This window comes from Streptomyces sp. NPDC046821, assembly GCF_040645335.1.
In the GTDB taxonomy this organism is placed as follows: Bacteria; Actinomycetota; Actinomycetes; order Streptomycetales; family Streptomycetaceae; genus Streptomyces.
Genome location: NZ_JBEYYB010000005.1, coordinates 334,779 through 360,198, shown reverse-complemented (window position 1 = coordinate 360,198; position 25,420 = coordinate 334,779). Strand labels below are relative to the sequence as shown.

Below are 25,420 nucleotides of genomic sequence, written 5' to 3'. Positions count from 1 at the left end.
CCATCAGAAGTGTACGGGACCCGCAGGGTGCCGGGTGACGGGCCTGTCCACAACCGGCCGGTAGTCCACAGTTCCAGGCCATGATCCCCGCGCGACGCGCCGGAAGAGGGACCGTTCGGGGCATGAGACTGATGCTGATGCTGTTGACGGCCGCGGCGCTCACGGGCCTCGCGACACTGCCGCCCGTGCCCGCTGCGAGGCCTCCCGCGCCGCCTTCTTCGCCCTCCGCGCCGGCTCCTGCGCCCGGGGCGCCGGCTCCGGTTCCCGCCGTGGGTGAGGTCTGGCCGGTGGGGACGCGGCCGGCGGTCTTACGTGGCTGGGCGCCGCCGGCGACGGAGTACGGGGCGGGTCACCGCGGCGTGGACCTGGCCGCGCCCGTGGGCGCCCCGGTCAGGGCGGTGGCACTCGGGCGGGTGTCCTTCGCGGGCCGGGTGGCCGGGAGAGGGGTCGTGGCGGTGGAGCTGTCGGGGACGGGTGAGCTGCCGCTGCGGACGACGTACGAGCCGGTGACCTCGTCCGTGAAGCCGGGCGAGACGGTGGCGCCGGGCGCCGTGGTGGGGGTGCTCGAACCTCCGACGGGCCACTGCGGTGCCGCGTCATGCCTGCACTGGGGGCTGCTGCGGGGAGCCGAATATCTGGACCCGCTGATGCTGTTGCCGCCGTGGCTCCTGCACCGGGGGCCGTCGCGCCTGCTGCCGGTACCGGCGGCGGGCCCCGGCTTCCTTACGGAGTGAACCGGTTTCTTACGGAGTGAACCGCTCAGCCGCGAACGCCTCGCAGGGCCATGCTCACGGCCGCCTCTGTGATCGTCGTGGGGTCCTCGGCCGCGCCCAGTTCGATGCGCCGGACCGCCGCGTCCACGACCCCCTGGAGGAGCATCGCCGCGAGCCGCGGCTCCGCGTGGCCCATCTCGCCCAGCGCCTCGACGATCAGCGCGACCAGGCCGCCGTGCGCGGCGCGGATCTTCTCGCGGGCCCCGGAGTCCAGCTCGCTCGCCGAGATGGCCACGACGGCGCGGTGGCGCCGGTCGCCCACCAGCGAGAGTTGCTCCCGCACATAGGCCTCGACCTTGCCCTCGGGCTCGGCGGCCCGCTCCATCGCGGCGGAGACCTCCGCCGCCCACACGGGGAAGTCGACCTCGCAGAGCTCTTCGACGACAGCCGCCCGCGACTTGAAGTACTCGTACACGGAGGACCGGGCGAGCCCGGTGCGCTCGGCGAGCGCGGGGAAGGTCAGCGCGTCCGTCCCACCCTCGGACAGCAGGGTGCGCGCCGCGTCCAGAAGGGCGCCGCGCTGCATCGACCGGTGCTCGGCCACTGAGGCCGCTCGAATCCTTGGCACCCCACCACTTTACGGACGGGACGCGCGGCACGGGAGCCGTCCGGTCGGGGCATCGCCCTCTCATGGCCCCCACACGGCCCGGCAGGGACGATTCCGCATCGCCTGCGCAGCAGGCCGTCAGCGTCGGAAGCTCGCCAGCTTCCCGCGGAGCTGGAGGACGGACTTGGTGTGGATCTGGCTGACGCGGCTCTCGGTCACCCCGAGCACGTTGCCGATCTCCGCGAGGGTGAGGCCCTCGTAGTAGTAGAGCGTCACCACGGTCTTCTCGCGCTCCGGCAGTGTGTTGATCGCCCGGGCGAGATAACGCCGCAGTTCGCGGTCCTCGGCGACCTCCACCGGGTTGTCCGCGGCCTGGTCCTCGAGTGTGTCCATGAGGCTGAGGCGGTCACCGCTCTCACCCCCGGCGTGCAGCAGTTCCTCGAGCGCCACGACGTTCGCGAGGGACAACTGGCTGAAGACCGCGTGCAGTTCCTCGACCTTGATGCCGAGCTCTTCGGCCACCTCGCTCTCCGACGGGGTGCGCCGAAGCTTGGCCTCCAGGGTGGCGTAGGCCCGCTCCACGTTGCGCGCCTTCTGGCGCACGGAACGCGGGATCCAGTCGAGCGCCCGGAGTTCGTCGATCATGGCGCCCCGGATCCGGGTGATCGCGTACGTCTCGAACTTGATCTCGCGCTCGATGTCGAATTTCTCGATCGCGTCGATCAGCCCGAAGACCCCCGAGGACACGAAGTCGGCCTGCTCCACATTGGGCGGCAGTCCGACGCTGACGCGGCCGGCGACGTACTTGACCAGCGGCGAGTAGTGCAGGATGAGCTGCTCTCGTAAGCGCTGGTCGCCCGTCGCCTTGTACGACCTCCACAGCTCCTCGAGCGACGAGGGAGCCGGAGGCCGCACGCTGCCACGGGCCGCGGGGGGAACCGCGGCCCGGTCAGACCCGGAGGTGTGCTGGGGCATTCGTCGCCTTGTGCCGATCTGCTCTGAACTGGGGATGTGGGTGCCTGGCGCGGGACAGGTGGGGAAGGTCCCGAGGTGCCTGTCGGATGTCGGTTGCCGATCTGGTCGTGGTTGCTTGCCATTGCCGGACTGGTGCCGGATTGAACGGAACGAGCCGGAATCCTTGTGAGCGTAGCGTGACTGCAGTGTCGCAGTGTGCGAAGGCGATGGGATCGGCTGTGCGCAGATACGTTCCGTTGGGCGACTTGCATGGCCACGTCCGTAGCTGTACGTGACGGCCGCGGATCACCCACACCCCGTAACGCCAAGGGCAGAGACTCGTCATCCGTACGGCCCAGCACGCTCCGTCACCAATCACCCCCTTCCGGCAAGACCGGTTGGATCGCCTGGCGTGTCAACTGCCAGCCATCGCCATGTCGTTCGACGAACCCCAGTGAGCGCAGTTCGTACAACCTCCCGATCGCGTCGTCGACCCGGGTGCACGCGGCCCGGGCGATCTCCCCGGCTCCGACGGATCCGCTCGCGGGCAGTACGGCGAGCACGGCGGCCGCGTCCGGATGGAGCAGGTCGTGCGGCAGGACGGGGCCTCGGCGTGGCGGGGCCAGCTCGCCCATGTCCCCGACGAGTTCCATGACTTCCGCGGCGTCGGTGACGAGGACGGCTTCCCCGCGCAGCAGTTCGTGCACCCCGGCCGATCGGGTGCTCGTGACCGGTCCGGGCACCCCCATCGTGTGACGCCCGAGCCGCTGCGCCCACCGCGCCGTACCGAGAGCGCCACTGCGGTACGCGGCCTCCACGACGACGGTCCCCCTGGTCAGGGCGGCGATCACACGGTTACGGAGGATGAATCTGCTGCGCGTCGGATGATCGCCGGGCGGCAACTCCGCGATGACGAGCCCCTGTTCGGCGATCCGCTCGATCAGCTCGATGTGTCCGCGTGGATAGGGCCGGTCGACCCCGCAGGCGAGGACCGCCACGGTGGCGCCGCTCGCCCCGAGCGTGCCCCGGTGGGCGGCGGCGTCGACCCCGTACGCCCCGCCGGACACGACGACGCTGCCGCGTTCCGCCAGCCCCGCGCCGAGCGTCGCCGCGACGCGCGCCCCGTAGTCCGTGCAGGCCCGCGCCCCTACAACGCCGACGGAACGCAGCGCCCACATCCGCAAGGACGGCCGCCCCCGCACCCACAGGGCCACGGGCCGTGCGTCACCCAGATCGTCCAGCTGGGCCGGCCACTCGGCGTCCCCCGGACACACGAGCCGCGCACCCACACCCGCCGCCAACTCCAGATCCCTCTCAGGCCGTACGCCGACCGCCCTGGCCCGCAGCCCGGCCCACCGGCCCTCACTCACCCCGGGCAGCGGCTCCCCGCCCTCGACTACGCGCCGCACGACCTCCTCGGCCCCGAACTCCCGTAACCACCGCCCCACCGTCTCGTCACCTGGCTCGACGATCCGGGTGAGCGCGGCCCTGGCAAGCCGGGTCTCATCGCCGACGCCCGAGGCCGCCTCACCGACGTCCGAGTTCACCTCACTGGCCCCCGAGGTTGCCGCTCGGACTCCCGGCATCGCTCCTCGGACTCCCGAGGTCCCCGCACCGACCCGCGAGGTCAACCCACCGGCACCCGAAGTCCCCTCACCGACGCCCGAGGTCGCCCCTCCGACGCCGGAGATGTCCTCACCGCCCCCTGGTGTCGCCCCTCCTCCCGAGGTTCCCGCACCGACGCCTGAAGTCGCCCCTCCGACGCCCGAAGTCCCCGCACCAGCGCCCGAGGTCGCCCCGCCGAGTGGTGACAAGGTCCCCTCACCGCCCCAGGGCGTCGCTCCTCCGACTCCCGAGGTCCCCGCACCGGCCCGCGAGGTCGCCCCTCCGACCCCCGAGCGCGCTCCTCCGACTCCTGAGGTCACCTCACCGGCCCACATGGTCGCCCCTTCGATTTCCGAGGCCGCCTCACCGACGCCCGGCGTCACTCCTTCGATTCCCAAGGTCCTTTCGCCGTCCCCGGAGATCGCCCCTCCGCCCCTGGAAGTCCCCTCACCGACCCCCAAGGCCCACTCCCCGACGCCTGAGGTCCCCTCACCACCCCCAAACACCTCCGCCCCACTCATGCCGACCCCCCGATAGCGAGAGCGACCCCGCGCGAGATCCCGGTGCGGAGCTGAAGCGCCAGCGCCACGTCCTCCTCGCCGGGGCGGCCGTGGCCGCGCAAGTCCGCGACCGTCCACGCCACGCGCAGCACCCGGTCGACCCCGCGGGCGGTCAGGAAACCGCGCTCCAGATCCGTCTCGACCACGTCCATCGCCCCTGGCACCGCCGGCCACCGGGTGCGCAGCGCGTGGCCGGGGACCTCGCTGTTCGTCCGCCAGGGCGTGTCCGCGAGCCGGGCGGCGGCGCGCTCGCGGGCGGCCCGCACCCGCTCGCGGACGACCAGGGTGCTCTCGCCCCGCGTGCCCGTCCCGGACAGTTCCGCGCGGGTGACGGGCTCCACGTCCACCTTGAGGTCGACCCGGTCGAGCAGCGGGCCGGAGAGCCGCGCCTGATAGCGGCGAACGGCCGCCGGCGGGCAGTCGCAGCCACCGCCCACGAGCGTGTGGTTGCCGCACGGACACGGATTCGCGGCCAGCGCCATCAGAAAGCGCGCCGGCAGGCGCACCACCCCGGCGCTCCGGGCGATGACCACATGTCCCGACTCCAGAGGCTGGCGGAGCGCGTCGAGCGCCTGGCTGCTGAATTCCGGCGCCTCGTCCAAAAAGAGCACCCCGCGATGGGACAGGGACACGGCGCCAGGCCGTGGCATCCCCTGTCCGCCGCCGACCAGGGACTGCATGGTCGCCGAGTGGTGGGGCGCGCAATAGGGCGCGGCGTCGACCATCGGCTTGCCCGGCGGCAACATGCCCGCCACCGAGTGGATGGCCGTCACTTCGAGGGCCTCCTCCCGGGTGAGCGGCGGCATGACCAGCGGGAGCCGCTCGGCGAGCATGGTCTTGCCCGCGCCGGGCGGCCCCTGGAGCAGGACATGGTGCGCCCCGGCCGCCGCGACCTCGATCGCCGTGCGCGCGGCGCGCTGCCCGACCACGTCGGCGAGATCGAGGACGTGGGCGTCGTGCGGCATCCCGGCGAGGCCCACGCCGAGGCCCTGGCCCGGGATGCTCAGGCCGGCGAGCAAGGGGTCCGGGCGCCCCGTCTCGTCCGGTGGCTCGTCCGGCACCGGCTCGTCCGTGAGCACCGCGATGAGCTGACGCAGGCTGCGTACGCCGAGGACGGAGACGCCCGGGACGAGCGCGGCCTCGCCTGCCGAGCACTCGGGGACCACGACCTGCTCGTACCCCGCGTCGGCCGCGGCGAGGACGGCGGGGAGGATGCCGCGGACGGGCCGGACCCGGCCGTCGAGCCCCAGCTCGCCGATCATCACGAGGTCGGCGAGGACGCGAGGGTCGATCCGCTCGGCCGCGCCGAGGACCGCACTGGCCACGGCCAGGTCGAATCCGCTGCCGCTCTTGGGGACGGAGGCCGGGCTCAGCCCGACCGTGAGTTTCTTCTGCGGCCACTCGCCGCCGGAGTTCGTGACCGCCGCCCTGACCCGGTCGCGGCTCTCGGACAGGCTCTTGTCGGGCAGCCCGACCAGGGTGAACGCGGCCACCCCGGGTTCGAGGTCGGCCTGGACCTCGACGACCACGCCCTCGACGCCGACGAGGGCCACGGAGCACGTGCGCGCGAATCCCATCAGGCCACCCCCCGCGCGTGCTCGACGACGGGTGCGCCGCGCTCCGGGAGCAGGACGCCGACCAGATCGATGCGCACGCCGCCCGGCGGCGCTCCCCCGTGTTCCTGCACCCAGCGCTGGGCGAGATCGCGCAGCCGCTGGGCCTTGACCGGCGTCACCGCGGCCATCGGATGCTCGTACGTCCCGGCGAGGCCGGTCGCCCTGCGGGTCTTCACCTCGCAGACGACCACGGCATCGCCGTCCCGGGCGACGATGTCGATCTCACCGGTCCTGCCCGCGCGCCAGTTGCGCTCGATGACCGTCATTCCGGACTCGGCCAGCCGTCGTGCGGCCAGCTCCTCGCCGTACCTGCCGAGTGCGCTGCGTGCGTTGGACGCCTTCACGTCGTTCATGTCGGAACCACCTCCGACGCCCACGCTGAGGCATGGACGCCGAAGAAGTGGATCTTGGTGAACTACTCACGGGTTGTGGATAACCCGGTCACCCGACCGAACGACCACCACGCGAACACCACACGACCAGACGACCACACGCCGAGATCCGGCGGCTCACCCGCCCGGCAACTCCAGATCGCTCTTGTTCAGCTCCTCGATGTTCACGTCCTTGAACGTGAGCACCCGTACCTGCTTGACGAAGCGTGCGGGCCGGTACATGTCCCACACCCAGGCATCCGCCATGGATACCTCGAAGAACACCTCACCCTGGACCGAGTGCACCTGCATCTCGTAGTCGTTGGTGAGGTAGAAGCGCCGTTCGGTCTCGATCACGTATTTGAACAGACCGACGACGTCGCGGTACTCCCGGTAGAGCTTCAGCTCCATCTCGGTCTCGTACTTCTCGAGGTCCTCGGCGCTCATGGCATGTTCCCCTTCAGCCGTGCGTCCCCCTATTGTGCGTCAGCCGCACATGCCTCTAAACGATTTCCGTGTCGAGGACTTCGGGCTGACCGGGGGGACCCTCGTCGAGCAGCCGCCTCAGCAGCCCGGCGAGCCTGGTCGGATACACCGTCTCATGCGCCTCGGCCAGTTCCCGGCACGTCCACCAACGTGCTCCGGCGACACTGCGCCGTTCCAGGTCGGTCAGGCCCTCGCCGGCGATCTCCGCCCCGGCCACCGCCGCCGTCGTACGCGCCAGGAAGTACCACTCGTCCTGGTCCCAGCGCCGCCCGGCGAACGGGAACGAGCAGGTGCGCCGCCACAGGACCGGGCCGAGCTCGACGTCCGTGATGCCCGTCTCCTCGGCCAGCTCACGCAGCGCGGCCTGCTCGTGCGTCTCGTCGCCCTCCAGGCCGCCTCCCGGGGTGAACCACCAGTCGTCGGCGGTGTCCCCAGGCTCATGGCCGTGCAGCAGCAGAATCCGGTCGTCAGGGTCGAGCAGAACGACCCGCGCGACCTTCCTCAGCTCCGGCCCACCACCGGACGACAGCCCCGGACCCTCGCCCGACGGCAGCTCCCCGCCACCCCCGGACGGCAGGCCACCGCCCGCCTCAGCCCGCAAGAGCCCGCTCCCGCGCAGACGCCCCCGCCCGGCCCCGGCCGCCGCCCATGAGCTTGGCGATCGGCCCGTACGCGGCGCCGCCGAGCACGAGGACCGCGCCGCCGATCACGGCGGCCAGCATCAGCTTCAGGGGCCCCGGCTCCGAAAGCCCGCCCGGCAGCGAGGCGAAGCCCGTGGGGCGCTCGAGCATCCCGTCCATGGGCCACGCCACGGCGTCCACACGCGCGGCCACCGCACTGCGCGGCACCGTGCCGTTGTTCGAGTCGCCGAGGTGCACGCTGGAGTCGAGGGAGCCGCTGCGCTCGTCACCGAGCAGGAAGAGGCGCCCCTCGGGGACGGTCGTGGTGGGGATACCGGTGGCCGAGGGAGCCTGCCCCTTGGGGAGATACGGTTCGGCAATCTCCTTGCCGTTGACGGTCAGCTTGCCGGCCGTGCAGCAGGCGACCTTGTCTCCGCCGATACCGACGACGCGCTTGACCATGGGCATGTTGCCCCACGTCGACTCCGTGAAGACGACGACGTCGCCGCGCTTCACCTCACTGCCGTCGATCCGCTGCGCGAGGACCCGGTCACCCGCGCCGATCGTCGGCGTCATCGACTCGGTGGGCACCGTGTACGGCTGGTACACGATCGCGCCCCATACGAACCCGCCCAGGAACAGCACACAGCCGAGGGCCACGGCCAACCCCGACAGCGTGCTGCCGAGCCGACCCTGGCCCTCGTCCGTACGACGTGTCCTGCTCATCCCAGTTGCTCCCCGCCTCGGAGATTCGCCGTAGAAGATCGGCGATCTGGGACGGCACCCTACCCGGCGGTACTCGCCTCAGAAACCCGGGTGTTCCCCTGGGTAAGGCGACGCCTGCGCCAGAGCACGAGCGGAGCGGCGCCCGCGAGCCCGAGCGCGCCCGGGGCCGCGCCCATGGCGGCCTTGATTCCCGGCTGGTCGAACGTGTCCGGAATCGGAAGCGTCGTCCAGTGAGTGGGCGGCCACGCGACCACGATCGCGCGTCCCACGACGTTGTCCACGGGGACGAAGCCCTGGTTGCGGTCCTGCTGGTGGTACCGGGAGTCCATGGAGTCCTGCCGGTGGTCACCCATGACCCAGAGTTTGCCGATGGGGACGGTCACCTTGAACTTGCCGCCCATGTTGTCGTCGGTGCACGGGGTGTTCCCGGCGAAGACGTAGGGCTCGTTCAGTGCCTTGCCGTTGACCTCGAGCGGGCCCGTGCCGTTGCACTCGATGGTGTCGCCGCCGACACCGATGACCCGCTTGATCAGGTCCTTCTCGTTCGTGGACGGCATGAGGCCGATCCAGCCGAGGACGCGCTGCACCGGGTTCGGCTGCGGGGTCGGCTCGTCCCTGAGCCAGCCGTCAGGGTCGTGGAAGACGATGACCTCGCCGCGCGACGGCTCGGAGCCGAACCACGGGGTCAGCTTGTCGACGAGCACACGGTCGCCGATCTGCAGCGTGTTCTCCATCGACGCCGACGGGATCGAGAACGCCTGCACCAGGAACGTCTTGATCACCAGCGCCAGGACCAGCGCGATGACGACGAGGAGCGGAAGCTCCTTCCAGAAGGAGCGGGGCTTCTTGGGAGCCCGCCCGCCTGTCCTGCTGCCGCCGCTCGGGCCACCGCCCGAACCGCCGCCGTGTCCGTCACCGTCCATGTCGTCACTCTCGAGGTTCACGGCGCCCGTCACGGCCTGCCCCGCTCCGTCGTCGGATGGTCCGGGCTGCTCGTCGGGCCCGTGCCCCGACCGTGCTCCGACCGCCAAGTCCCCCACATCCACTCCTCACTCCGTGCCGCCGCCTGTCCCATACGCGATGCAGGCCCACCACTCCCATAACGAGCGGGAGTTCCGCAGGGCTCGGGAAAGGGATCAATCCGTTGAGATCCGCGGAGGCCAGCCTATGCGACGGTGCCCTTGCCGCGGCCGCCCCACTCCTCGGGTCGGGGACCGAAGCGAACGTGTCCGGCTCCCCCAGGGTGCGCCAGTGACCGATGGGCCAGGCGATCACGCGGGCCCGGCCCACGACGGTTTCCTCCGGGACGGTTCCCCCGAAGCCCATGGACGTGTGGAAACGGGAGTCGGCCGAGTTCGAGCGGTGGTCGCCCAGGACGAACAGCCGCCCCTCGGGCACCTTGATGTCGAATTTCGACTCGGAGGGCACGTCGCCGGGATTGATGTACGGCTCGTCGAGAGGCTTTCCGTTGACCATTACGTGGCCCTGCTTGTCACAACACTTGACGGTGTCGCCGCCGACCGCGATGACGCGTTTGATCAGGTCCTTCTCGTCGTCCGACGGCAGCAGGCCGATCCAGGTGAGACCTTCCTTCACCTGCTTGATGACGACAGGGGACTCCTTCTTGGGAGCCTGTTCCTGTTCGAGCCACCCGCCGGGGTCCTTGAAGACGACGACGTCGCCGCGGTGCGGCTTCGCGCCGAACCACGGGGTGAACTTGTCGACGAGGACCCGGTCGCCGATCCGGATCGTCTGCTCCATGGAGCCCGACGGGATCACGAAGGCCTGGACGAGGAACGTCTTCAGGACGAGGGCGATGAGCAGTGCCACGCCTATGAGGAGCGGGATCTCCTTGAGCGCGGAACGCTGTCGGCGCCGCTTGACCTTGCGTGCCAGTTTGCGGCGCGCCGCACGCCCAGGAAGCGCGGGCTCATCACCGCGCGCCCCCGTAGAACCCGTGTCAGCGCCCGCGCGACGCCTCCCCGACGGCCCGCCCGTGTCGCCGACGGGGGCGCGGCCGCGCTTACCCATGGGCACCGCCAGGCGCGGGCACACGCGCGTAGACGTCGTTTCGCGACAGGGAGCCCCAGTGAGACGTCGGCCAGGCGATCCAGCGGGCCTTGCCGATGACGGCGTCCACGGGGATCATGCCGCCGCCGGGCGCGCCCAGGTAGTCACGTGAGTCGCGGGAGTCGCCTCGGTGGTCACCGAGGAGAAAAAGCGTTCCGTCAGGGACGACGAGGTCGAAGCGGACCGTCGAGGGGGCATTCCCCGGGTACAGGAAGGCCTGTTCGTCGACCGGTTCGCCGTTCACCGCGATCCTCCCCCTGCTGTCGCAGCAGACCACATGGTCTCCGCCCACGCCCACGACCCGCTTGATGTAGTCGGCGTCTCCGAAGTAGTCGGTTCCGTCGAAGACCACGACGTCGCCCCGCTGCGGCCGGGCACCGAAACGGTACGCCAGCTTGTCGACGAGAACGCGGTCACCGGCCCGCAGAGCGGGCTCCATGGAGCCGCTGGGGATCTGGAAGGGCTGCATCACGAAGACGCTCACGAGGAGCAGCAGAACGAGGCACAGGAGCGCCGACAGCGTCAGCCGGCCGCCCGGCAGCAAGGACACGACGTCCGACAGGAACGCGAAACGCGACCGCTCCTCCTCCCCCTCGTGTACGGAGGGGTCGGAGGCGCGGTCGCGTTCCGTCGGCTGTGCTTGGGTGTCCATCGAGGCCAGATGCTATCCGGCCTGCCTGTGACCCCGTGCGCGAGCTCAGTTGTCGCGCTTCTCCTTGATCTTCGCAGCCTTGCCGCGCAGCTCACGGAGGTAGTAGAGCTTGGCGCGACGGACGTCACCGCGGCTGACGAGCTCGATCTTCTCGAAGATCGGGCTGTTCACCGGGAAGGTGCGCTCGACGCCGACGGAGAAGGAGACCTTGCGGACCGTGAAGGTCTCGCGGACACCGGAGCCCTGACGGCGGATGACTACGCCCTTGAACTGCTGCACACGGGAGCGGTTGCCCTCGATGACGCGGACGTGGACGTTGACGGTGTCACCCGGGCGGAAGGCCGGGATGTCGCTGCGCAGCGACGCGGAGTCGACGGAGTCGAGCACGTGAGACATGATCGTCTGCTTTCTTCACCGATGCCACAGGTCATCGGCGGGAATGTTCGAAATGAGGATTCGGTAGCTGATCGCGTCGGGCGGGCGTCATTCCCCCTGTGGCAGGGGCGCACGCTGGACGTACAGCAGCGGCTTATTCTTCCACGGCTTGCGGGTCTCGCCCAAATCGGCCGTCGGGGCCGGGCCGCCAGCCCAGGATGGAGAGCATCTCGCGGTCCTTCTTGTCGAAGGCCGAGGGATCGCAGCGCTCCACGAGGTCGGGCCGGTTGCGGGTGGTGCGCCGCAGCGCCTCGTCCCTGCGCCAGCGCGCGATCTTGCCGTGGTGGCCGCTGAGGAGCACCTCGGGGATGCCCTGGCCGCGCCACTCGGGGGGCTTGGTGTAGACGGGTCCCTCGAGGAGGTTGGCCATGGCGCCGGGCGCGAACGAGTCGTCCCGGTGGGACTCGGCGTTGCCGAGGACGCCGGGCAGCAGCCGGGCGACGGCCTCCGTGATGACGAGGACGGCGGCCTCCCCGCCGGCGAGCACGTAGTCGCCGATGGACACCTCGTAGACCGGCATCCGGGTCGCGTACTCGTCCATGACACGGCGGTCGATGCCCTCGTAGCGCGCGGGCGTGAAGACCAGCCAGGGGCGCTCGGAGAGCTCGACGGCGAGTTCCTGGGTGAAGGGGCGGCCGCTGGGCGTGGGGACGACGAGGGCAGGGCCGTGCGACCCGTCCTCGTAGCCGTCGGCGAGCACGTCGTCGAGTGCGTCGCCCCAGGGCCCGGTCTTCATGACCATGCCGGGCCCGCCGCCGTACGGGGTGTCGTCGACCGTGTTGTGCCGGTCGTACGTCCAGTCCCTGAGGTCGTGCACGCGTACGTCGAGCTGCCCGCGCGCGCGGGCCTTGCCGACGAGGGAGACGTTCAGCGGGTCGAGGTACTCGGGGAAGATCGTGACGACGTCGAGGCGCATCAGGAGTCGCCCGCCTTGCCGTTTTCCGCCTTGCCGTCGTCCGCCTCGCCGTTCTCGGCGGGGCCGTCGTCGCGGGTGGAGACGATCTCGGCGCGGTCGTCGATGAGGCCGGGGGGCGGGTCGATGATCGCCCGCTGCTCCTCCAGGTCGATCTCGGTGACGATCTCCTCGACGAAGGGGATCATGACCTCGCTGCCGTCGGGGCGCTCGACGATGAACAGGTCCTGCGAGGGCAGGTGCGAGATCTCGGTGATCCGGCCGACCTCGACGCCGTCCGTGGTGACCACGTCCAGGTCCATCAGCTGGTGGTCGTAGAACTCGTCCTCGTCCTCGGGGAGTTCGTCCGGGTCGACCTCGGCGATGAGGATCGTGTTGCGCAGCGCCTCGGCGGCCGTACGGTCGCGTACGCCCTCGAAGCGCAGCAGGAGGCGGCCGCTGTGCACGCGGCCGGTCTCGATCGTCAGCGGCCCCGTGGAGGCGGGGTCGGTGGCGAGCACGGCACCGGGGCCGAGCCGCAGCTCGGGCTCGTCGGTGCGTACCTCGACGGTGACCTCGCCCTTGATGCCGTGGGCGCGGCCGATGCGCGCGACTACCAGCTGCACGTCAACAACTCTCCTGTCATACGGCCACGGGCCGGGGAGGGCCTGAGGCCCTCCCCGGCCCGTGCCGGTGCTTCATCTATCGCCGAACCAAAGGTCCGGCTCAGCGAACCTGGTCCACGTCGACGAGGTCGACGCGGACACCGCGGCCGCCGATGGCGCCCACGACGGTACGCAGGGCGCGCGCGGTGCGGCCGTTACGGCCGATCACCTTGCCGAGGTCGTCGGGGTGGACCCGGACCTCGAGAACGCGCCCACGGCGCAGGTTGCGCGAGGCGACCTGCACATCGTCGGGGTTGTCGACGATGCCCTTCACGAGGTGCTCAAGAGCCTCCTCGAGCATGCTCAGGCCTCGGTGGACTCGGTGGACTCGGCCGCCGGGGCCTCGTCCGCCTTCTTGTCAGCCTTCTTGGCCTTCGGGGTGATGGCCTCGCCCTTGCTGTCGTCGCCCTCGAGGCCCTTGGTGAAGGCCTCGAACGCGGCGCGCTTGTCCTTGGGCTCCGCGACGAGCAGCGGCGCGGGGGCCGGCAGGCCCTTGTGCTTCTGCCAGTCACCCGTGAGCTTCAGGATGGCCATGACCGGCTCGGTCGGCTGGGCGCCGACGGACAGCCAGTACTGGGCACGCTCCGAGTTGACCTCGATGCGCGAGGGGTTCTGCACCGGGTGGTACAGGCCGATCTCCTCGATGGCCCGGCCGTCACGGCGGGTACGGGAGTCGGCGACGACGATGCGGTAGTGAGGCGAACGGATCTTGCCCAGACGCTTCAGCTTGATCTTGACTGCCACTGGAGTGGTGTCTCCTGGTCTTGACGTGGTTGGGCACAACGGGATGCCACGTGGGGTTGCGGTACTCGGAGTGCCCGATGGACGCGTCAGCCGGAGGCGAGAGGGTTCCTGTGCGGCTGTCGAGTACAGCTGCTCATTGTGCCATACGTCGCCGGGGCGGCCGAACGGGGTCCGGCCACCTCACAGCGGGTCCCGGACCCACTCACCCGACGCCGGCGCCGACGGCTTCCGGGATACGGAACGGCTTGCCGCAGCCGCCGCACACGATGGGCGCCTGGGCGAGGACCGAGGGCACCACGCGCACATTGCGCCCGCAGTCGCAGACCGCCTTGACGCGGACGCCGCCTCCGGAGGAGCCGTGCCGCGCGGCCGGACCACGGAAGCTGCGCTTGGTGTCCGCGGCCGTGGCCGCGGTGTGCGCCTTGAGGGCGCCTTTGAGCCGCTCGATCGTCTGCCGGTAACGCTGCTTCGCCTCGGGGTTGAGCGTGACCAGCGAGAAGCCGCTGCTGGGGTGCGGCTCTTCGGGGTGGTCCAGGCCCAGCTCCTCGGCGATGGCGAGGAATCTGCGGTTGTGGTACCTGCCGGCGCGGGAGGTGTCACGCACTCCTCGGGCGGCGGCGATGCCATGGACTGCCTCATGGAGGAGTCGTTCGAAGGAGAGCTCGTGTCCGCAGGCGGACGACGACTCTCCGATCAGGGATTCGGGCGCGGCAAGATCCGGCAGCTCGGGGTGGTGCCGCTGAATGTCGGCCCACGCCTGTGCCAGCTCTGCGGCGAGAACAGGTGGTGTCGTGCTCACGTCGTGACAACGAGCCGGGATGCCTCTGTGTTCCTATTCCGGGCCATCCCAAATAATTTGCACGTACCCGTCAGTTGCCGCTGATGCGTCCTGACGAGGGCGGGTGCGCTGATCTGCGGAGAAGCCTCACAGCTCACACCAAGGTGGTGCGTAGGTGTACGTACGCCCCGGCGCGTAGTCCAGGAGGTGCGGCGGGCTCAGTACGCGCGTGCCACGACCGCGACGTTACCTTCCGCGTCGTCCGCGTCCGGCACCGCCCCGTCCTCGGTGACCAGACAGCGTACGGAGACGGAGTGCTCGGCGAGCGCGGCCTCGCCTTCCGCGCCGAGGGTGGCCCACGGGATGCGCGCCCAGCCTCCGGCGGTGGCGGCCTCGACGGCCTCGTCGACCGTCCTCACCTCGGCCGTACGGGATTCGCGCCGCTCACGGGCCTGCTTCAGGAGCAGTGCCTGGTCCTCCTCCAGGGCGGCGGGCAGGAGGGCCGCGAGCCTGTCGACGGCGACGGGTTCCTTGCCGCCGGGGATGCGGCGGGCCACCATCGCGGTGCCGTTCTCCAGGTCGCGCGGGCCGATCTCGACGCGTACGGGCACGCCCTTGAGTTCCCAGTCGACGGCGCGGCGGCCGAACGGGGTGTCGGTGCGGTCGTCGACGTGGACCCGGAGGCCGGCCGCCCGGAGTGTGTCGCCGATCTCGCGGACCTTGGCAAGCACGGCCTCGTCGCCCTTGATGGCGAGGACCACGACCTGGGTGGGCGCGAGCCGGGGCGGGACGCGCAGGCCGTCGTCGTCGCCGTGCATCATCACGAGGGCGCCGATCATGCGGGTCGTGGAGCCCCAGGACGTCTGCCAGACCAGCTCCTGCTTGCCCTCCTTCGACAGGTACTGGGTGTGGAAGGCCCGCGCGAAGTTCTGGCCGAGTTCATGGCTGGTGCCCAGCTGGAGGGCCTTGCCGTCGCCCATCATCCCTTCGAGCGTGAGCGTGTTGATCGCCCCGGCGAAGCGCTCCCTCGGCGTCTTGCGGCCGAGGACGACGTCCATGGCGAGGACGTTCTCCATGAAGTCCGCGTACACGTGCCGGTGCACGCGGGCCGCGAAGTCGCGGGCCTCCTCGTACGTGGCGTGGGCGGTGTGGCCCTCCTGCCAGAGGAACTCCGTGGTCCGCAGGAAGAGGCGGGGCCGCAGCTCCCAGCGCACGACGTTCGCCCACTGGTTGATCAGGAGGGGCAGGTCACGGTAGCTCTGCACCCACTTCGCGAAGTACTCGTTGACGATCATCTCGGAGGTGGGGCGGACGACGGCGGGCTCCTCGAGCTCCTTGCCGCCGCCGTGCGTGACCACGGCCAGCTCGGGGGCGAACCCCTCGACGTGCTCGGCCTCCTTGTGGAGGTGCGACTGCGGGATCAGCAGCGGGAAGTACGCGTTCTGGGTGCCCGTCTCCTTGATCCGGGCGTCCATGTCCTGCTGCATCCGCTCCCACAGGCCGTAGCCGTACGGTCGGATGACCATGGTGCCGCGCACCGGACCGTTGTCGGCCAGCTCGGCCTTGTTGACGATGTCCTGGTACCAGCGCGGAAAGTCCTCGGCCCGGGGCGTGAGGACGGGTGTCTTGGCCATGGCGCGCAGCCTACGGCGGGATCGCGCCCGATCCGCACTCATTTTTGCCAGTCCGCGCGGCCTCGCGAACGACCCCTGGACGCGTCGGCGGATGGGGAGTTCTCTGGCAGTGACTCCCGGCGGATTGGGGCAATTTCGATGACACCTGCGCTCGCGGAGAGCGTGCCCGGTGTGGACCCGCGCGCACGCGCGCGTGACTGGGCGGAGATTCAGGAACGGATGCTGGTGCCGCTCTACGAAGCGGTCTACGAACGGCTGGCGGTCGGTGGCGCGGCCGGCACCCGGCTGCTCGGCCTCGGCTGCGGTTCGGGGCTTGCCCTGTTGATGGCGGCGGCGCGCGGCGCGGAGGTCACGGGCGTCGAGACGGTCGCACCGGAACGGCTCGCGCTGGCGAGGGAGCGCCTGCACGGCGAGGGCCTTCCCGGCGGGCCATCGGGGACGCGGGCACGACTGGTCGGAGCGGCGATTCCGGACGACCCGCCGTACAACGTGGTCACCGCGTTCCAGCCGATCGGCTGTACGGCGGGTGACTCCGAAGGGCTCGGCGCGCTGCTTGAGGCGGCTTCGCCGTTCGCCGCGCGGGGTGCTGCCGTGGTGCTCGCCGGGTGGGGGCCGCCGGAGCGTTGTGCGACGGCGTCGGTCCTGCGGGTCGCGGCGAGGCTCGCGGATCCGCTGCGCGGCGCGGGCAGTTGGCGGCCGGCGCTGCGTGACGACCTGGAGGAGGTCACGCACCGGGCCGGTCTCACGCCGGACGGCTCGGGCCGGGTGGCCTGCCCGTTCGGTTACGCGGATCTGGAGAGCGCGGTGCGGGGGCTGCTGTCGACGGGGCTCTTCGATGCGGCGATCCGCGCGACGGACCTGTCGCAGGTCGAGAAGGAGCTGACGGAGGCGCTGCATCCGTATGAGCGGCGGGACGGGACGGTGTGGATGCCGAACGTCTTCCGGTACGTGATCGCGCGCGTGCCGTGACGCCCGTTACTGGTCCTTACTGGTCCTTCGTGAGGCGGGTGATGCCGGCGACGCGGTAGGCCTCCGCCTCGTCCAGGGTCTCGCTCTCCATGAGCGCGGTGGCCAGAGCGTCCAATTGGCCGCGGTGCTCACGGAGTTTGGCGCAGGCCTCCTCGTAGCACTCGTCGACGATGCGGCGCATCTCCTGGTCGATGGAGTCGAGGGTGTGCGGGGCGGCGGCGAGGCCGTAGGCCTGCTGGGCGTCGCTCGGGAGGGCGGAGAGGCGGCCGATGCGGTCGCTCATGCCCCAGCGGGCGACCATGCCGCGCGCGATGTTCGTGACCTGTTCCAGGTCGTTCTCGGCGCCCGTGGTGACCACTCCGTAGACGACGTGTTCGGCCGCCATGCCGCCGAGCGCGCCGATGATGCGGCCGCGCAGGTACTCCTCCGTGTAGGCGTAACGGTCGACCTCGGGGGTGGAGAGGGTGACGCCGAGGGCGCGGCCGCGCGGCACGATGGTGATCTTGCGGACGGGGTCGGCGCCGGGCTGGAGCATTCCGAGGAGGGCGTGGCCGCTCTCGTGGTACGCGGTGCGGTGGCGTTCCTCGTCGGGCATGACGAGGGGCCGTTCGGCGCCCAGCTGGACCTTCTCCAGGGCCTGGGAGAGGTCGGACTGGGTGACGGTCTTCTGCTGCCGCTTGACGGCGATGAGGGCCGCCTCGTTGGTGAGGTTGGCGAGTTCGGCGCCGGTCATGCCCGGTGTCGTACGGGCGACCTGGGTCAGGTCCACGTCGGCGGCGAGCGGGATCTCCCGGGTGTGGATCTTGAGGATGGCCTCGCGGCCGCCGCGGTCGGGCGGGCTGACGGTGACGACGCGGTCGAAGCGGCCGGGGCGGGTGAGGGCAGGGTCGAGGACGTCCGCGCGGTTGGTGGCGGCGATGACGATGACGCCCTCGGAGCCGGAGAAACCGTCCATCTCGGTGAGGATCTGGTTGAGGGTCTGCTCGCGCTCGTCGTGGCCCCCCATGCTGGCCCCGCCGCCGCGGGCCCGGCCGATGGTGTCGATCTCGTCGATGAAGATGATCGAGGGGGCCACCTTGCGGGCCTCGGCGAAGAGTTCGCGTACGCGCGAGGCGCCGACTCCGACGATCATCTCGATGAACTCGGAGGCGGACGCGGAGAAGAACGGGACGCCGGCCTCGCCCGCGACGGCGCGAGCCAACAGCGTCTTGCCGGTGCCGGGCGGGCCCGACAGGAGGACGCCGCGCGGCATCTTCGCGCCCATCGCGCGGTAGGCGTCGGGGTTCTTGAGGAAGTCGACGACGTCGTTCAGCTCGCCGGCGACCTCGTCGATGCCGGCGACGTCCGCGAACGTGGTGCGTCTGATGCCGGGCTGCAGCTCGACCGGCTTCGGTGGCTGTTTGCGCCCGAGCATTCCGCCGCCCAGGCCACCGCCCATGCCTCCCTGCCGCAGCCGGCGCGCGATGAAGATCCACACGAAGACGAGCACGGCCATCGGGGCGAGCGACAGGAGGAGGTTGACGAGGAAGCTGCGTTCCTTGACGACCGGTTCGGCCGTCACGGTGACGTTGTGCTTCTCCAGGTTCGCCCAGAGGTTGTCGCCCGCGAAGGACGGGCGCTGGGTCCGGAACTTCGTGTAGTGGTGACTGCCGCTTCCGCTGCCCGAGGGCGTGGGCTGCTCCTTCTTGAGCTGCCCCTGGATCGCGTCGCCCTTGGAGTAGATCTTGGAGATGTTGTTGGCCGCGACCTGCTTGCTGAACTCGGTGTACGAGATCGTCGGCTCGTTGCCCCTGTTGAGGAGCGACAGGACGAGGTCGGCGATGAGGAAGACGACGACCGCGGTGAGGACGAGGCTGCCCCAGCCTCCGGGGATCCTCCGCCTGGGCGGCTTCGGGGGTGACGGAGGCGGGGCCCCTTCGGAGCGCCAGGGCTGATCTGTCCGGTCGCGCGGGGGTACGGGGTTGGCCACGCCTGCTCTCCTCCTGCCGTCACGCCTCCCGCCCATGACCGCACAGATCGCGGAGCGCTGCCAGTCGGGGAGCAACCTTGCCGGGGAGGCACGGGCGGCCTGGCGGGAAGACACGGGCGGCCTGGCCGGAGGGGCATACGTAAGGGGCGCCCGCAATGGCGAGCGCCCCTTACATCGGCCTCCGGAGTGGCCGGTCACGCGTCTACGGAGTGACCCGTCAGCCCATGAACTTCTTGAACTCGTCGGGCAGCTCGAAGTCCTTGCCCTGGTCCGCGGCGGGCAGCCCGAACGCGTTGCCGCCCTGCTCGGCGGCCTCGCGGCGCGCGGCCTCCTCCTGCTCCTGCTGCTTGCGCTTCATCGGGTTGCCGGAGCGCTGCTTGCCCTTGGCCACCTTCTGCTTCTTCTTCTGCCGGCCGGGACCGCCGCCCATGCCCGGCATCCCGGGCATCCCCGGCATCCCGCCGCCCTGCGCCATGCGGGACATCATCTTGCGGGCTTCCATGAACCGCTCGACGAGGTTCTTGACGGCGCTGACCTCGACACCGGAACCACGGGCGATACGGGCGCGGCGCGAGCCGTTGATGATCGTGGCGTCGGCGCGCTCGGCCGGGGTCATCGACTTGATGATGGCGGCCGTGCGGTCGACGTCACGCTCGTCGAGGTTGTTGATCTGGTCCTTCATCTGCGCCATGCCGGGCAGCATCCCGAGCAGCTTGGAGATGGAACCCATCTTCCTGACCTGCTCCATCTGGGCCAGGAAGTCGTCGAGCGTGAAGTCCTGGCCCTTCTTGGAGGCCAGCTTGGAGGCCATCTTCTCGGCCTCCTGCTGCGAGAAGGTCTGCTCGGCCTTCTCGATCAGCGTGAGCATGTCGCCCATGCCGAGGATGCGGGACGCCATGCGGTCCGGGTGGAACGCGTCGAAGTCGTCCAGCTTCTCGCCGTTCGACGCGAACATCACCTGGCGGCCGGTGACGTGCGCGATCGACAGGGCGGCACCACCGCGGGCGTCACCGTCGAGCTTGGAGAGGACCACGCCGTCGAAGCCGACGCCGTCCCGGAAGGCCTCGGCCGTGTTGACCGCGTCCTGACCGATCATGGCGTCGACGACGAAGAGGACCTCGTCGGGCGAGACGGCGTCGCGGATGTCCGCGGCCTGCTGCATCAGCTCCTGGTCGATACCCAGGCGGCCGGCGGTGTCGACGATGACGACGTCGTACTGCTTCTGCCGGGCGAACTCGACGGAGTCCTTGGCGACCTGGACCGGGTCGCCCACGCCGTTGCCCGGCTCCGGGGCGTAGATGCCGACGCCGGCGCGCTCGGCGACGACGCTCAGCTGGTTCACCGCGTTCGGGCGCTGGAGGTCACAGGCGACGAGCAGCGGCGCGTGGCCCTGCCCCTTCAGCCAGTGGCCGAGCTTTCCGGCGAGGGTCGTCTTACCGGCGCCCTGGAGACCCGCGAGCATGATCACGGAGGGCGGGTTCTTGGAGAACCGCAGGCGCCGCGTCTCGCCGCCGAGGATGCCGATGAGCTCCTCGTTGACGATCTTGATGACCTGCTGGGCGGGGTTCAGCGCCTGGGAGACCTCCGCGCCGGCCGCACGCTCCTTGATCTGCTTGATGAAGGCGCGGACGACGGGCAGGGCCACGTCCGCTTCGAGCAGGGCGATACGGATCTCACGCGCCGTGGCGTCGATGTCCGCCTCGCTGAGGCGCCCCTTGCCGCGGAGGTTCTTGAATGTCGCTGCGAGGCGGTCGGAAAGAGTGTCGAACACGGCGGTCGCGAATCCTCGGGTTGATGGGCGGGCGGACAGGTCGTCCTCCAGGGTATCCGGAGGTGTCCAGTGGGGTCTCCACCCCATTCGCACGAAGCGCTCCGGTACGGAGGCGGGGGCCGATTCGCACGAAGCGCTCCGCCGCGGGACGGAGGTCGCCGCCGGCCCGCGCTCACTCCCGTAGCGCCGCTTCCAGGGCCCGCGCGACCGAGGCCGCGTCCGGCTCGGGGAGCGGGGTGCCGTCGGCCCCCGTGACATAGAACGCGTCCACGGCGTTCGCCCCGAGCGTGGACACATGTGCGGACCGCACCCGTACCTCCGCCGTCTCAAGGGCTCGGCCGATCCGGTGCAGCAAGCCCGGGGCGTCCTGCGCCCGTACCTCGATCACGGTCGCGTGCCGGGAGGCGGCGGGGGCGACGGTGACCCGGGGCGGCGGGGCTGCGGTGCCGCGTCGGCGGGGATAGGCGGCGTCGCGTTCGGCGAGCCGCCCTGCGATGTCGAGGGTGCCGTCCAGGGCGCGTACGAGGTCGGCGCGCAGGCGTGTGGCCTGGGGCAGGGAGCCGTACTCGGCGGCGACGCGCCAGTCGAGGAGCAGGACCGAGCCCGGTGCCTGGGGAGCGGGTGGGTCGAGGGTGCGGAGCTCGGCTGTGCGGACGGTGAGGCGGTGCAGGGCGAGGACTCCGGAGGCGGCGGGGAGGACGCCGGGGCGGTCGGGGACGGCGATGAGGAGTTCTACGCCGAGGGGCTCGGGGTCGGCCCCGTCCCGCTCCCCCGCGCCTCCGGTACCGCTCGCGCCGTCCCGCTCCCCCGCCCCCGCCCCCTCGCCCTGCGCCCGCAGCGACAGCACCGGCCCACCCGTACGCAACGCCTCCACGGCCAGCCGCTCGTGCTCGGCCGTGGGCTCGGCCTCATCGGAATCGCACCCCGCACCCTCCCCGGAGAGAACCCCCGCCACCCGCCTGACCAGGTCCGTGACCAGCGACCCCCGCCACGACGACCAGGCCGCCGGCCCCGTGGCCAGCGCGTCCGCCTCCGTCAGCGCGTGCAGCAGCTCCAGCGTCCCCACCGATCCGACGGCGTCGGCAACAGCACGTACCGTCGCCGGGTCGTCCAGGTCACGCCGGGTCGCCGTCTCGATGAGCAGCAGGTGATGGCGTACGAGAGTGGCGACGACGTCGACGTCCGTGCGGTCGAAGCCGATGCGGGCGGCCATGTCGCGCGCGATGGTCTCGCCGGCGACCGAGTGATCGCCGGGCCACCCCTTGCCGATGTCGTGCAGGAGCGCGGCGATGAGCAGCAGGTCGGGCCGGCCGACGCGGCGGGTCAGCTCGGCGGCGCGCACGGCGGTCTCGACGAGGTGCCGGTCGACGGTCCAGGTGTGGACGGCGTTGCGCTGGGGCCTGCACCGCACGCGCTCCCAGTCGGGCAGCAGCCGGGTGACAAGGCCCTCGGCCTCCAGCGCCTCCCAGACCTGGACGGTGGGCCGCCCGGCGCCGAGCAGCGTCACGAGCTGCTCGCGGGCCTCGGCGGGCCAGGGGGTGGGCAGCGGGCGCGCGGCGGCGGCCAGCCTGCGGACGGCGTGCGGGGAGAGCGGTAGACCGGCCTGGGCGGCAGCGGCGGCGGCGCGAAGCGGCAGCACCGGGTCCCGCTCGGGCCGGGCGGCGCGGGCGAGGACGGCCTCTCCGTCCTGCTCGACGACACCTTCGGCGAGCGGCGACCGTTCGGGGGCGAGCCTGCCACCGCCCAGCCTGCCCCCACCCGGCCCGCCCTCACCCAGCTTGCCCCCACCCGGTGTGCCACCCCCCAGCCCACCCCGGCCCAACAACCCCCGCAACCGAGGCCGCCCCGCCCGAGCCCTCAGCACCCGCCCCACCTCGCGCCACGTCACCTCACCCGCGTACGACACCGTCCGCGCAGCCTCGTAGACCCGGCGCAGCAGCGCGTCGGCGTCGAGCAGCCCGAGTTCCGCCGCGACCTGGTCCTGTTCCTGGAGGGCGAGGCGGTCGGTGGCGCGACCGGTGGCGAGGTGGAGCGCGTCGCGTACGTCGAGCAGCTCGCGCCGCGCCTCGGCGAGGCCTTCCCTCGGGGCGTCGGCGAGCCACGACGCGGCGACGGCGCGCAGCGCGGTGGCGTCCCTGAGCCCGCCCCTGGCCTCCTTGAGGTCGGGTTCGAGCAGGTACTGCAACTCGCCCTGGCGCTCGGCCCGTTCGTCGCACAGGTCACGTAGTTCGGGCAGGCGCTTGGGTGCCTGGTTGCGCCAGTCGGCGAGGACGGTGGTGCGCAGGCCCGCCGTCAGTGCGGGGTCGCCCGCGAGGTGCCGGGCGTCGAGGAGGCCGAGCTGCGCCTTGAGGTCCTCGCCCGCGGTCCGGCGCGCCTCGGCCGGGGTGCGGACGGAGTGGTCGAGCGCGAGCCCGAGGTCCCACACGGGGTACCAGAGGCTGTCCGCGAGAGTCGCCACGGCGCCGGGCCCGGCGGAGCCGTCGTGCAGGAGCAGCAGGTCGAGGTCGCTGCGCGGGGACAGCTCCCCACGCCCGTAACCGCCGACCGCGACCAGGGACGCACCCGTCAGCCCGCCCGCCCCGGCGCCTGCGTCGAACAGCCCCGCGAGCCAGTCGTCCGTGAGCCCGGCAAGCGCCTCGCGGCGCGACGGTCCTGGCGAAACACCCGCTTCCCCTCGCAGGAGCCGCACCCGGGCCGCCGCGTACCCGCCCGGCGCCGAGTCGTCGTCCGGCTTACCGGCGAGCGCGTCCACAGTCGTCATCGCAGAACAACCCCTTACACAGCAACCCCTTACAGGGCGTCCGGTCCGCGCTCGCCCGTGCGGACCCGGACCGCCGTCTCGACCGGGACGGACCAGACCTTGCCGTCACCGATCTTGCCGGTCCTGGCCGCCTTGACCACGACCTCGATGAGCTGTTCGGCGTCCTCGTCCTCGGCCAGGACCTCGATACGGATCTTCGGCACGAGGTCGACGGTGTACTCGGCGCCCCGGTAGACCTCGGTGTGCCCGCGCTGGCGCCCGTAACCGCTGGCCTCGGTGACGGTCAGGCCGTGGACGCCGAAGGCCTGGAGGGCTTCCTTGATCTCGTCGAGCCGGTGCGGCTTCACGACGGCCGTGATGAGCTTCATGCGTCCACCTTCTTGTTCTGCGTAGAGGCCTGCGCCAACGCGGCCGCCGCGTGCTGAACCGAGCGGAGCGCCGCGCCGCCGCCCGCACCGCTGAAGTCGTACGCGGTCTCGGCGTGCTCGACCTGGTCGATGCCGGAGACCTCGTCGTCCTCACTCACTCGCATCCCCATCGCCTTGTCGATCAGGAAGGCGAGGACCGCCGAGGCGACGAGGGAGTACGCGAAGACCGCGCCGACGCCTGCGAGTTGCTTCCACAGCTGGGTGAGCCCGCCCCCGTAGAAGAGCCCCTTGGCGTCGGACTGGCCGCCGCCGGTGGCGAAGAAGCCGATGAGGACCGAGCCGAGGATGCCGCCGACGAGGTGGACGCCGACGACATCGAGCGAATCGTCATAGCCGAAGCGGTACTTGAGGCCGACGGCCATCGCGCACACGAGTCCCGCGATCGCGCCGATGGCGATCGCGCCGAGCGGTGAGCAGGAGCCGCCGGACGGAGTGATGGCGACGAGGCCCGCGACCGCTCCGGAGGCGGCGCCGAGCGTGGTGAACGCGCCGTGCCGGATCTTCTCGTAGGCCAGCCAGGCGAGCATCGCGGCGGCGGTGGCGACCTGGGTGTTGACGAACATCAGCGCGCCGACGCCGTCGTCGTTGCCGAGCCACGAGCCCGCGTTGAAGCCGAACCAGCCGAACCACAGCAGCGCGGCGCCGAGCATCACGAGCGGCAGCGAGTGCGGCCGCATCAGGTCCTTCTTGAAGCCGACGCGCTTGCCGATGACGAGGATGACGCCGAGCGCGGCCGCGCCCGCGTTGATGTGGACCGCGGTGCCGCCGGCGAAGTCGATGACGCCGAGGTCGAACGCCCAGCCGCCGGTGCCCCACACCCAGTGCGCGACGGGGAAGTACACGAGCGTGACCCACAGCGTGATGAACAGCGCCCACGCGCTGAACTTCACGCGGTCGGCGAGCGCGCCGCTGATCAGGGCGGGCGTGATGATCGCGAACATCAGCTGGAACACGGCGAAGACGTAGACCGGGATCGTGTAGCCGGGCCACAGCTGGGTCAGGCCGATGCCGCTGAGCCCGACGTAGTGCGAGGACCAGCCGATGAGGCTGCCGTGGTCGGTGCCGAAGGCGGCGGAGAAGCCGTAGAGAACCCACAGGACTGTGACGATCCCGAGGCTGATGAAGCTCATCATCAGCATGTTCAGGGTGGACTTGACGCGGACCATGCCTCCGTAGAAGAAGGCGAGTCCCGGTGTCATGACCATCACCAGGGCTGAGCAGATGAGCATGAACCCGGTGTCGGCGGCGGACAGCGTGGGCGCGGCTGCGGCGATCGGGATGCCTTGGGGCATCGGCGTCTCCTCGTGGGTGCGGCCCCGGCGGGCGAAGCCCGTGCGGTGGGGAGGGGCGGGCCGGTGATGCCACGAGAGTCGCGCGCCGCCGTTTCCGCGGAC

General features: G+C 71.1%; 25 protein-coding genes. 2 read left to right on the top strand and 23 right to left on the bottom strand.

The features are described from left to right. The first annotated feature begins 122 nt into the window (after nucleotides 1-122). Entirely contained in the window at nucleotides 123-734 is a 612-nt protein-coding gene (locus ABZ893_RS12530) for a M23 family metallopeptidase (protein ID WP_361401042.1), read from the top strand. Nucleotides 735-759: 25 nt separating this feature from the next. On the opposite strand, the gene ABZ893_RS12525 is transcribed toward ABZ893_RS12530, so the two are convergent. From ABZ893_RS12525 to proS, 18 genes are all read right to left on the bottom strand, one after another. After that, nucleotides 760-1,317 carry a helix-turn-helix domain-containing protein gene (locus ABZ893_RS12525; protein WP_361401039.1) on the bottom strand — a complete coding sequence of 186 codons (558 nt, stop codon included), beginning with the start codon at nucleotides 1,315-1,317 and terminating at the stop codon, nucleotides 760-762. Nucleotides 1,318-1,458: 141 nt separating this feature from the next. After that, nucleotides 1,459-2,295, bottom strand: a complete 837-nt coding sequence (gene whiG, locus ABZ893_RS12520; RefSeq protein WP_361401036.1) for an RNA polymerase sigma factor WhiG — start codon at nucleotides 2,293-2,295, stop codon at nucleotides 1,459-1,461. A gap of 347 nt (nucleotides 2,296-2,642) precedes the next feature. Continuing rightward, nucleotides 2,643-3,860 (bottom strand): DNA-processing protein DprA, encoded by a 1,218-nt coding sequence (dprA, locus tag ABZ893_RS12515; RefSeq protein WP_361401033.1) that lies wholly within the window; start codon nucleotides 3,858-3,860, stop codon nucleotides 2,643-2,645. 536 nt (nucleotides 3,861-4,396) lie between these two features. Next, nucleotides 4,397-6,016 (bottom strand): YifB family Mg chelatase-like AAA ATPase, encoded by a 1,620-nt coding sequence (locus ABZ893_RS12510; RefSeq protein ID WP_361401031.1) that lies wholly within the window; start codon nucleotides 6,014-6,016, stop codon nucleotides 4,397-4,399. Continuing rightward, nucleotides 6,016-6,408 carry a YraN family protein gene (locus ABZ893_RS12505; protein WP_361401028.1) on the bottom strand — a complete coding sequence of 131 codons (393 nt, stop codon included), beginning with the start codon at nucleotides 6,406-6,408 and terminating at the stop codon, nucleotides 6,016-6,018. Before ABZ893_RS12505 ends, ABZ893_RS12510 begins: the two co-directional genes overlap by 1 nt. 156 nt (nucleotides 6,409-6,564) lie before the next feature. Then, nucleotides 6,565-6,873 carry a DUF2469 domain-containing protein gene (locus tag ABZ893_RS12500; protein ID WP_003965949.1) on the bottom strand — a complete coding sequence of 103 codons (309 nt, stop codon included), beginning with the start codon at nucleotides 6,871-6,873 and terminating at the stop codon, nucleotides 6,565-6,567. 55 nt (nucleotides 6,874-6,928) lie between these two features. Further along, the gene (locus ABZ893_RS12495; protein ID WP_361401347.1) at nucleotides 6,929-7,465 is read right to left on the bottom strand and encodes an NUDIX hydrolase; all 537 of its coding nucleotides are present in this window, start codon (nucleotides 7,463-7,465) and stop codon (nucleotides 6,929-6,931) included. A gap of 37 nt (nucleotides 7,466-7,502) precedes the next feature. Beyond that, the gene (gene lepB / locus ABZ893_RS12490; RefSeq protein WP_361401025.1) at nucleotides 7,503-8,258 is read right to left on the bottom strand and encodes a signal peptidase I; all 756 of its coding nucleotides are present in this window, start codon (nucleotides 8,256-8,258) and stop codon (nucleotides 7,503-7,505) included. Between the two features lie 59 nt (nucleotides 8,259-8,317). After that, nucleotides 8,318-9,298: a signal peptidase I gene (gene lepB, locus ABZ893_RS12485; RefSeq protein ID WP_361401022.1), complete on the bottom strand. Its 981-nt coding sequence runs from the start codon at nucleotides 9,296-9,298 to the stop codon at nucleotides 8,318-8,320. Next, complete coding sequence (lepB, locus tag ABZ893_RS12480) at nucleotides 9,186-10,289, bottom strand: signal peptidase I (RefSeq protein WP_361401020.1); 1,104 nt, start codon at nucleotides 10,287-10,289, stop codon at nucleotides 9,186-9,188. Before lepB (ABZ893_RS12480) ends, lepB (ABZ893_RS12485) begins: the two co-directional genes overlap by 113 nt. Then, nucleotides 10,282-10,980: a signal peptidase I gene (lepB, locus tag ABZ893_RS12475; protein WP_361401018.1), complete on the bottom strand. Its 699-nt coding sequence runs from the start codon at nucleotides 10,978-10,980 to the stop codon at nucleotides 10,282-10,284. Before lepB (ABZ893_RS12475) ends, lepB (ABZ893_RS12480) begins: the two co-directional genes overlap by 8 nt. Before the next feature lie 45 nt (nucleotides 10,981-11,025). Continuing rightward, complete coding sequence (gene rplS, locus ABZ893_RS12470) at nucleotides 11,026-11,376, bottom strand: 50S ribosomal protein L19 (RefSeq protein WP_361401015.1); 351 nt, start codon at nucleotides 11,374-11,376, stop codon at nucleotides 11,026-11,028. A gap of 133 nt (nucleotides 11,377-11,509) precedes the next feature. Next, nucleotides 11,510-12,331 carry a tRNA (guanosine(37)-N1)-methyltransferase TrmD gene (gene trmD / locus ABZ893_RS12465; protein WP_361401012.1) on the bottom strand — a complete coding sequence of 274 codons (822 nt, stop codon included), beginning with the start codon at nucleotides 12,329-12,331 and terminating at the stop codon, nucleotides 11,510-11,512. Further along, the gene (gene rimM, locus ABZ893_RS12460) at nucleotides 12,331-12,933 is read right to left on the bottom strand and encodes a ribosome maturation factor RimM (protein WP_361401009.1); all 603 of its coding nucleotides are present in this window, start codon (nucleotides 12,931-12,933) and stop codon (nucleotides 12,331-12,333) included. Before rimM ends, trmD begins: the two co-directional genes overlap by 1 nt. Nucleotides 12,934-13,033: 100 nt before the next feature. Then, complete coding sequence (locus ABZ893_RS12455; RefSeq protein WP_014176063.1) at nucleotides 13,034-13,273, bottom strand: RNA-binding protein; 240 nt, start codon at nucleotides 13,271-13,273, stop codon at nucleotides 13,034-13,036. A gap of 2 nt (nucleotides 13,274-13,275) precedes the next feature. Continuing rightward, entirely contained in the window at nucleotides 13,276-13,716 is a 441-nt protein-coding gene (rpsP, locus tag ABZ893_RS12450) for a 30S ribosomal protein S16 (protein WP_361401006.1), read from the bottom strand. 202 nt (nucleotides 13,717-13,918) lie between these two features. After that, complete coding sequence (locus ABZ893_RS12445) at nucleotides 13,919-14,515, bottom strand: hypothetical protein (RefSeq protein WP_127829944.1); 597 nt, start codon at nucleotides 14,513-14,515, stop codon at nucleotides 13,919-13,921. Nucleotides 14,516-14,712: 197 nt separating this feature from the next. Further along, a complete protein-coding gene (proS, locus tag ABZ893_RS12440) occupies nucleotides 14,713-16,128 on the bottom strand; it encodes a proline--tRNA ligase (protein WP_361401003.1) in 1,416 nt (471 codons plus the stop codon). 138 nt (nucleotides 16,129-16,266) lie between these two features. On the opposite strand from proS, the gene ABZ893_RS12435 reads away from it, so the two are divergent. Further along, nucleotides 16,267-17,097, top strand: a complete 831-nt coding sequence (locus ABZ893_RS12435; RefSeq protein WP_361401000.1) for an SAM-dependent methyltransferase — start codon at nucleotides 16,267-16,269, stop codon at nucleotides 17,095-17,097. Between the two features lie 16 nt (nucleotides 17,098-17,113). Here ABZ893_RS12435 and ftsH read toward each other — a convergent pair whose 3' ends face one another. From ftsH to ABZ893_RS12410, 5 genes are all read right to left on the bottom strand, one after another. Further along, complete coding sequence (gene ftsH, locus ABZ893_RS12430) at nucleotides 17,114-19,066, bottom strand: ATP-dependent zinc metalloprotease FtsH (protein WP_361400998.1); 1,953 nt, start codon at nucleotides 19,064-19,066, stop codon at nucleotides 17,114-17,116. 217 nt (nucleotides 19,067-19,283) lie between these two features. Next, nucleotides 19,284-20,837, bottom strand: a complete 1,554-nt coding sequence (gene ffh / locus ABZ893_RS12425; protein WP_361400995.1) for a signal recognition particle protein — start codon at nucleotides 20,835-20,837, stop codon at nucleotides 19,284-19,286. Between the two features lie 172 nt (nucleotides 20,838-21,009). Beyond that, nucleotides 21,010-23,598, bottom strand: a complete 2,589-nt coding sequence (locus ABZ893_RS12420) for a [protein-PII] uridylyltransferase (RefSeq protein WP_361400992.1) — start codon at nucleotides 23,596-23,598, stop codon at nucleotides 21,010-21,012. Nucleotides 23,599-23,627: 29 nt separating this feature from the next. Next, nucleotides 23,628-23,966, bottom strand: coding sequence for a P-II family nitrogen regulator (locus ABZ893_RS12415; protein WP_361400989.1), 339 nt, complete (start codon nucleotides 23,964-23,966; stop codon nucleotides 23,628-23,630). Further along, entirely contained in the window at nucleotides 23,963-25,318 is a 1,356-nt protein-coding gene (locus tag ABZ893_RS12410) for an ammonium transporter (RefSeq protein WP_361400986.1), read from the bottom strand. The genes ABZ893_RS12415 and ABZ893_RS12410 overlap by 4 nt, the downstream gene beginning before the upstream one ends. Nucleotides 25,319-25,420 lie beyond the last annotated feature (102 nt).

Excerpts from the sequence above, each read along its gene's own strand:
- ABZ893_RS12415 (WP_361400989.1), bottom strand. The coding sequence starts at position 23,966 with ATGAAGCTCATCACGGCCGTCGTGAAGCCGCACCGGCTCGACGAGATC.
- lepB (WP_361401025.1), bottom strand. The coding sequence starts at position 8,258 with ATGAGCAGGACACGTCGTACGGACGAGGGCCAGGGTCGGCTCGGCAGC.
- lepB (WP_361401020.1), bottom strand. The coding sequence starts at position 10,289 with ATGGGTAAGCGCGGCCGCGCCCCCGTCGGCGACACGGGCGGGCCGTCG.
- ABZ893_RS12505 (WP_361401028.1), bottom strand. The coding sequence starts at position 6,408 with ATGAACGACGTGAAGGCGTCCAACGCACGCAGCGCACTCGGCAGGTAC.
- whiG (WP_361401036.1), bottom strand. The coding sequence starts at position 2,295 with ATGCCCCAGCACACCTCCGGGTCTGACCGGGCCGCGGTTCCCCCCGCG.
- rplS (WP_361401015.1), bottom strand. The coding sequence starts at position 11,376 with ATGTCTCACGTGCTCGACTCCGTCGACTCCGCGTCGCTGCGCAGCGAC.
- lepB (WP_361401018.1), bottom strand. The coding sequence starts at position 10,980 with ATGGACACCCAAGCACAGCCGACGGAACGCGACCGCGCCTCCGACCCC.
- proS (WP_361401003.1), bottom strand. The coding sequence starts at position 16,128 with ATGGCCAAGACACCCGTCCTCACGCCCCGGGCCGAGGACTTTCCGCGC.
- ABZ893_RS12500 (WP_003965949.1), bottom strand. The coding sequence starts at position 6,873 with ATGAGCGCCGAGGACCTCGAGAAGTACGAGACCGAGATGGAGCTGAAG.
- dprA (WP_361401033.1), bottom strand. The coding sequence starts at position 3,860 with ATGCCGGGAGTCCGAGCGGCAACCTCGGGGGCCAGTGAGGTGAACTCG.
- ABZ893_RS12420 (WP_361400992.1), bottom strand. The coding sequence starts at position 23,598 with ATGACGACTGTGGACGCGCTCGCCGGTAAGCCGGACGACGACTCGGCG.
- ABZ893_RS12530 (WP_361401042.1), top strand. The coding sequence starts at position 123 with ATGAGACTGATGCTGATGCTGTTGACGGCCGCGGCGCTCACGGGCCTC.
- ABZ893_RS12510 (WP_361401031.1), bottom strand. The coding sequence starts at position 6,016 with ATGGGATTCGCGCGCACGTGCTCCGTGGCCCTCGTCGGCGTCGAGGGC.
- ABZ893_RS12435 (WP_361401000.1), top strand. The coding sequence starts at position 16,267 with ATGACACCTGCGCTCGCGGAGAGCGTGCCCGGTGTGGACCCGCGCGCA.
- trmD (WP_361401012.1), bottom strand. The coding sequence starts at position 12,331 with ATGCGCCTCGACGTCGTCACGATCTTCCCCGAGTACCTCGACCCGCTG.
- ABZ893_RS12410 (WP_361400986.1), bottom strand. The coding sequence starts at position 25,318 with ATGCCCCAAGGCATCCCGATCGCCGCAGCCGCGCCCACGCTGTCCGCC.
- ABZ893_RS12455 (WP_014176063.1), bottom strand. The coding sequence starts at position 13,273 with ATGCTCGAGGAGGCTCTTGAGCACCTCGTGAAGGGCATCGTCGACAAC.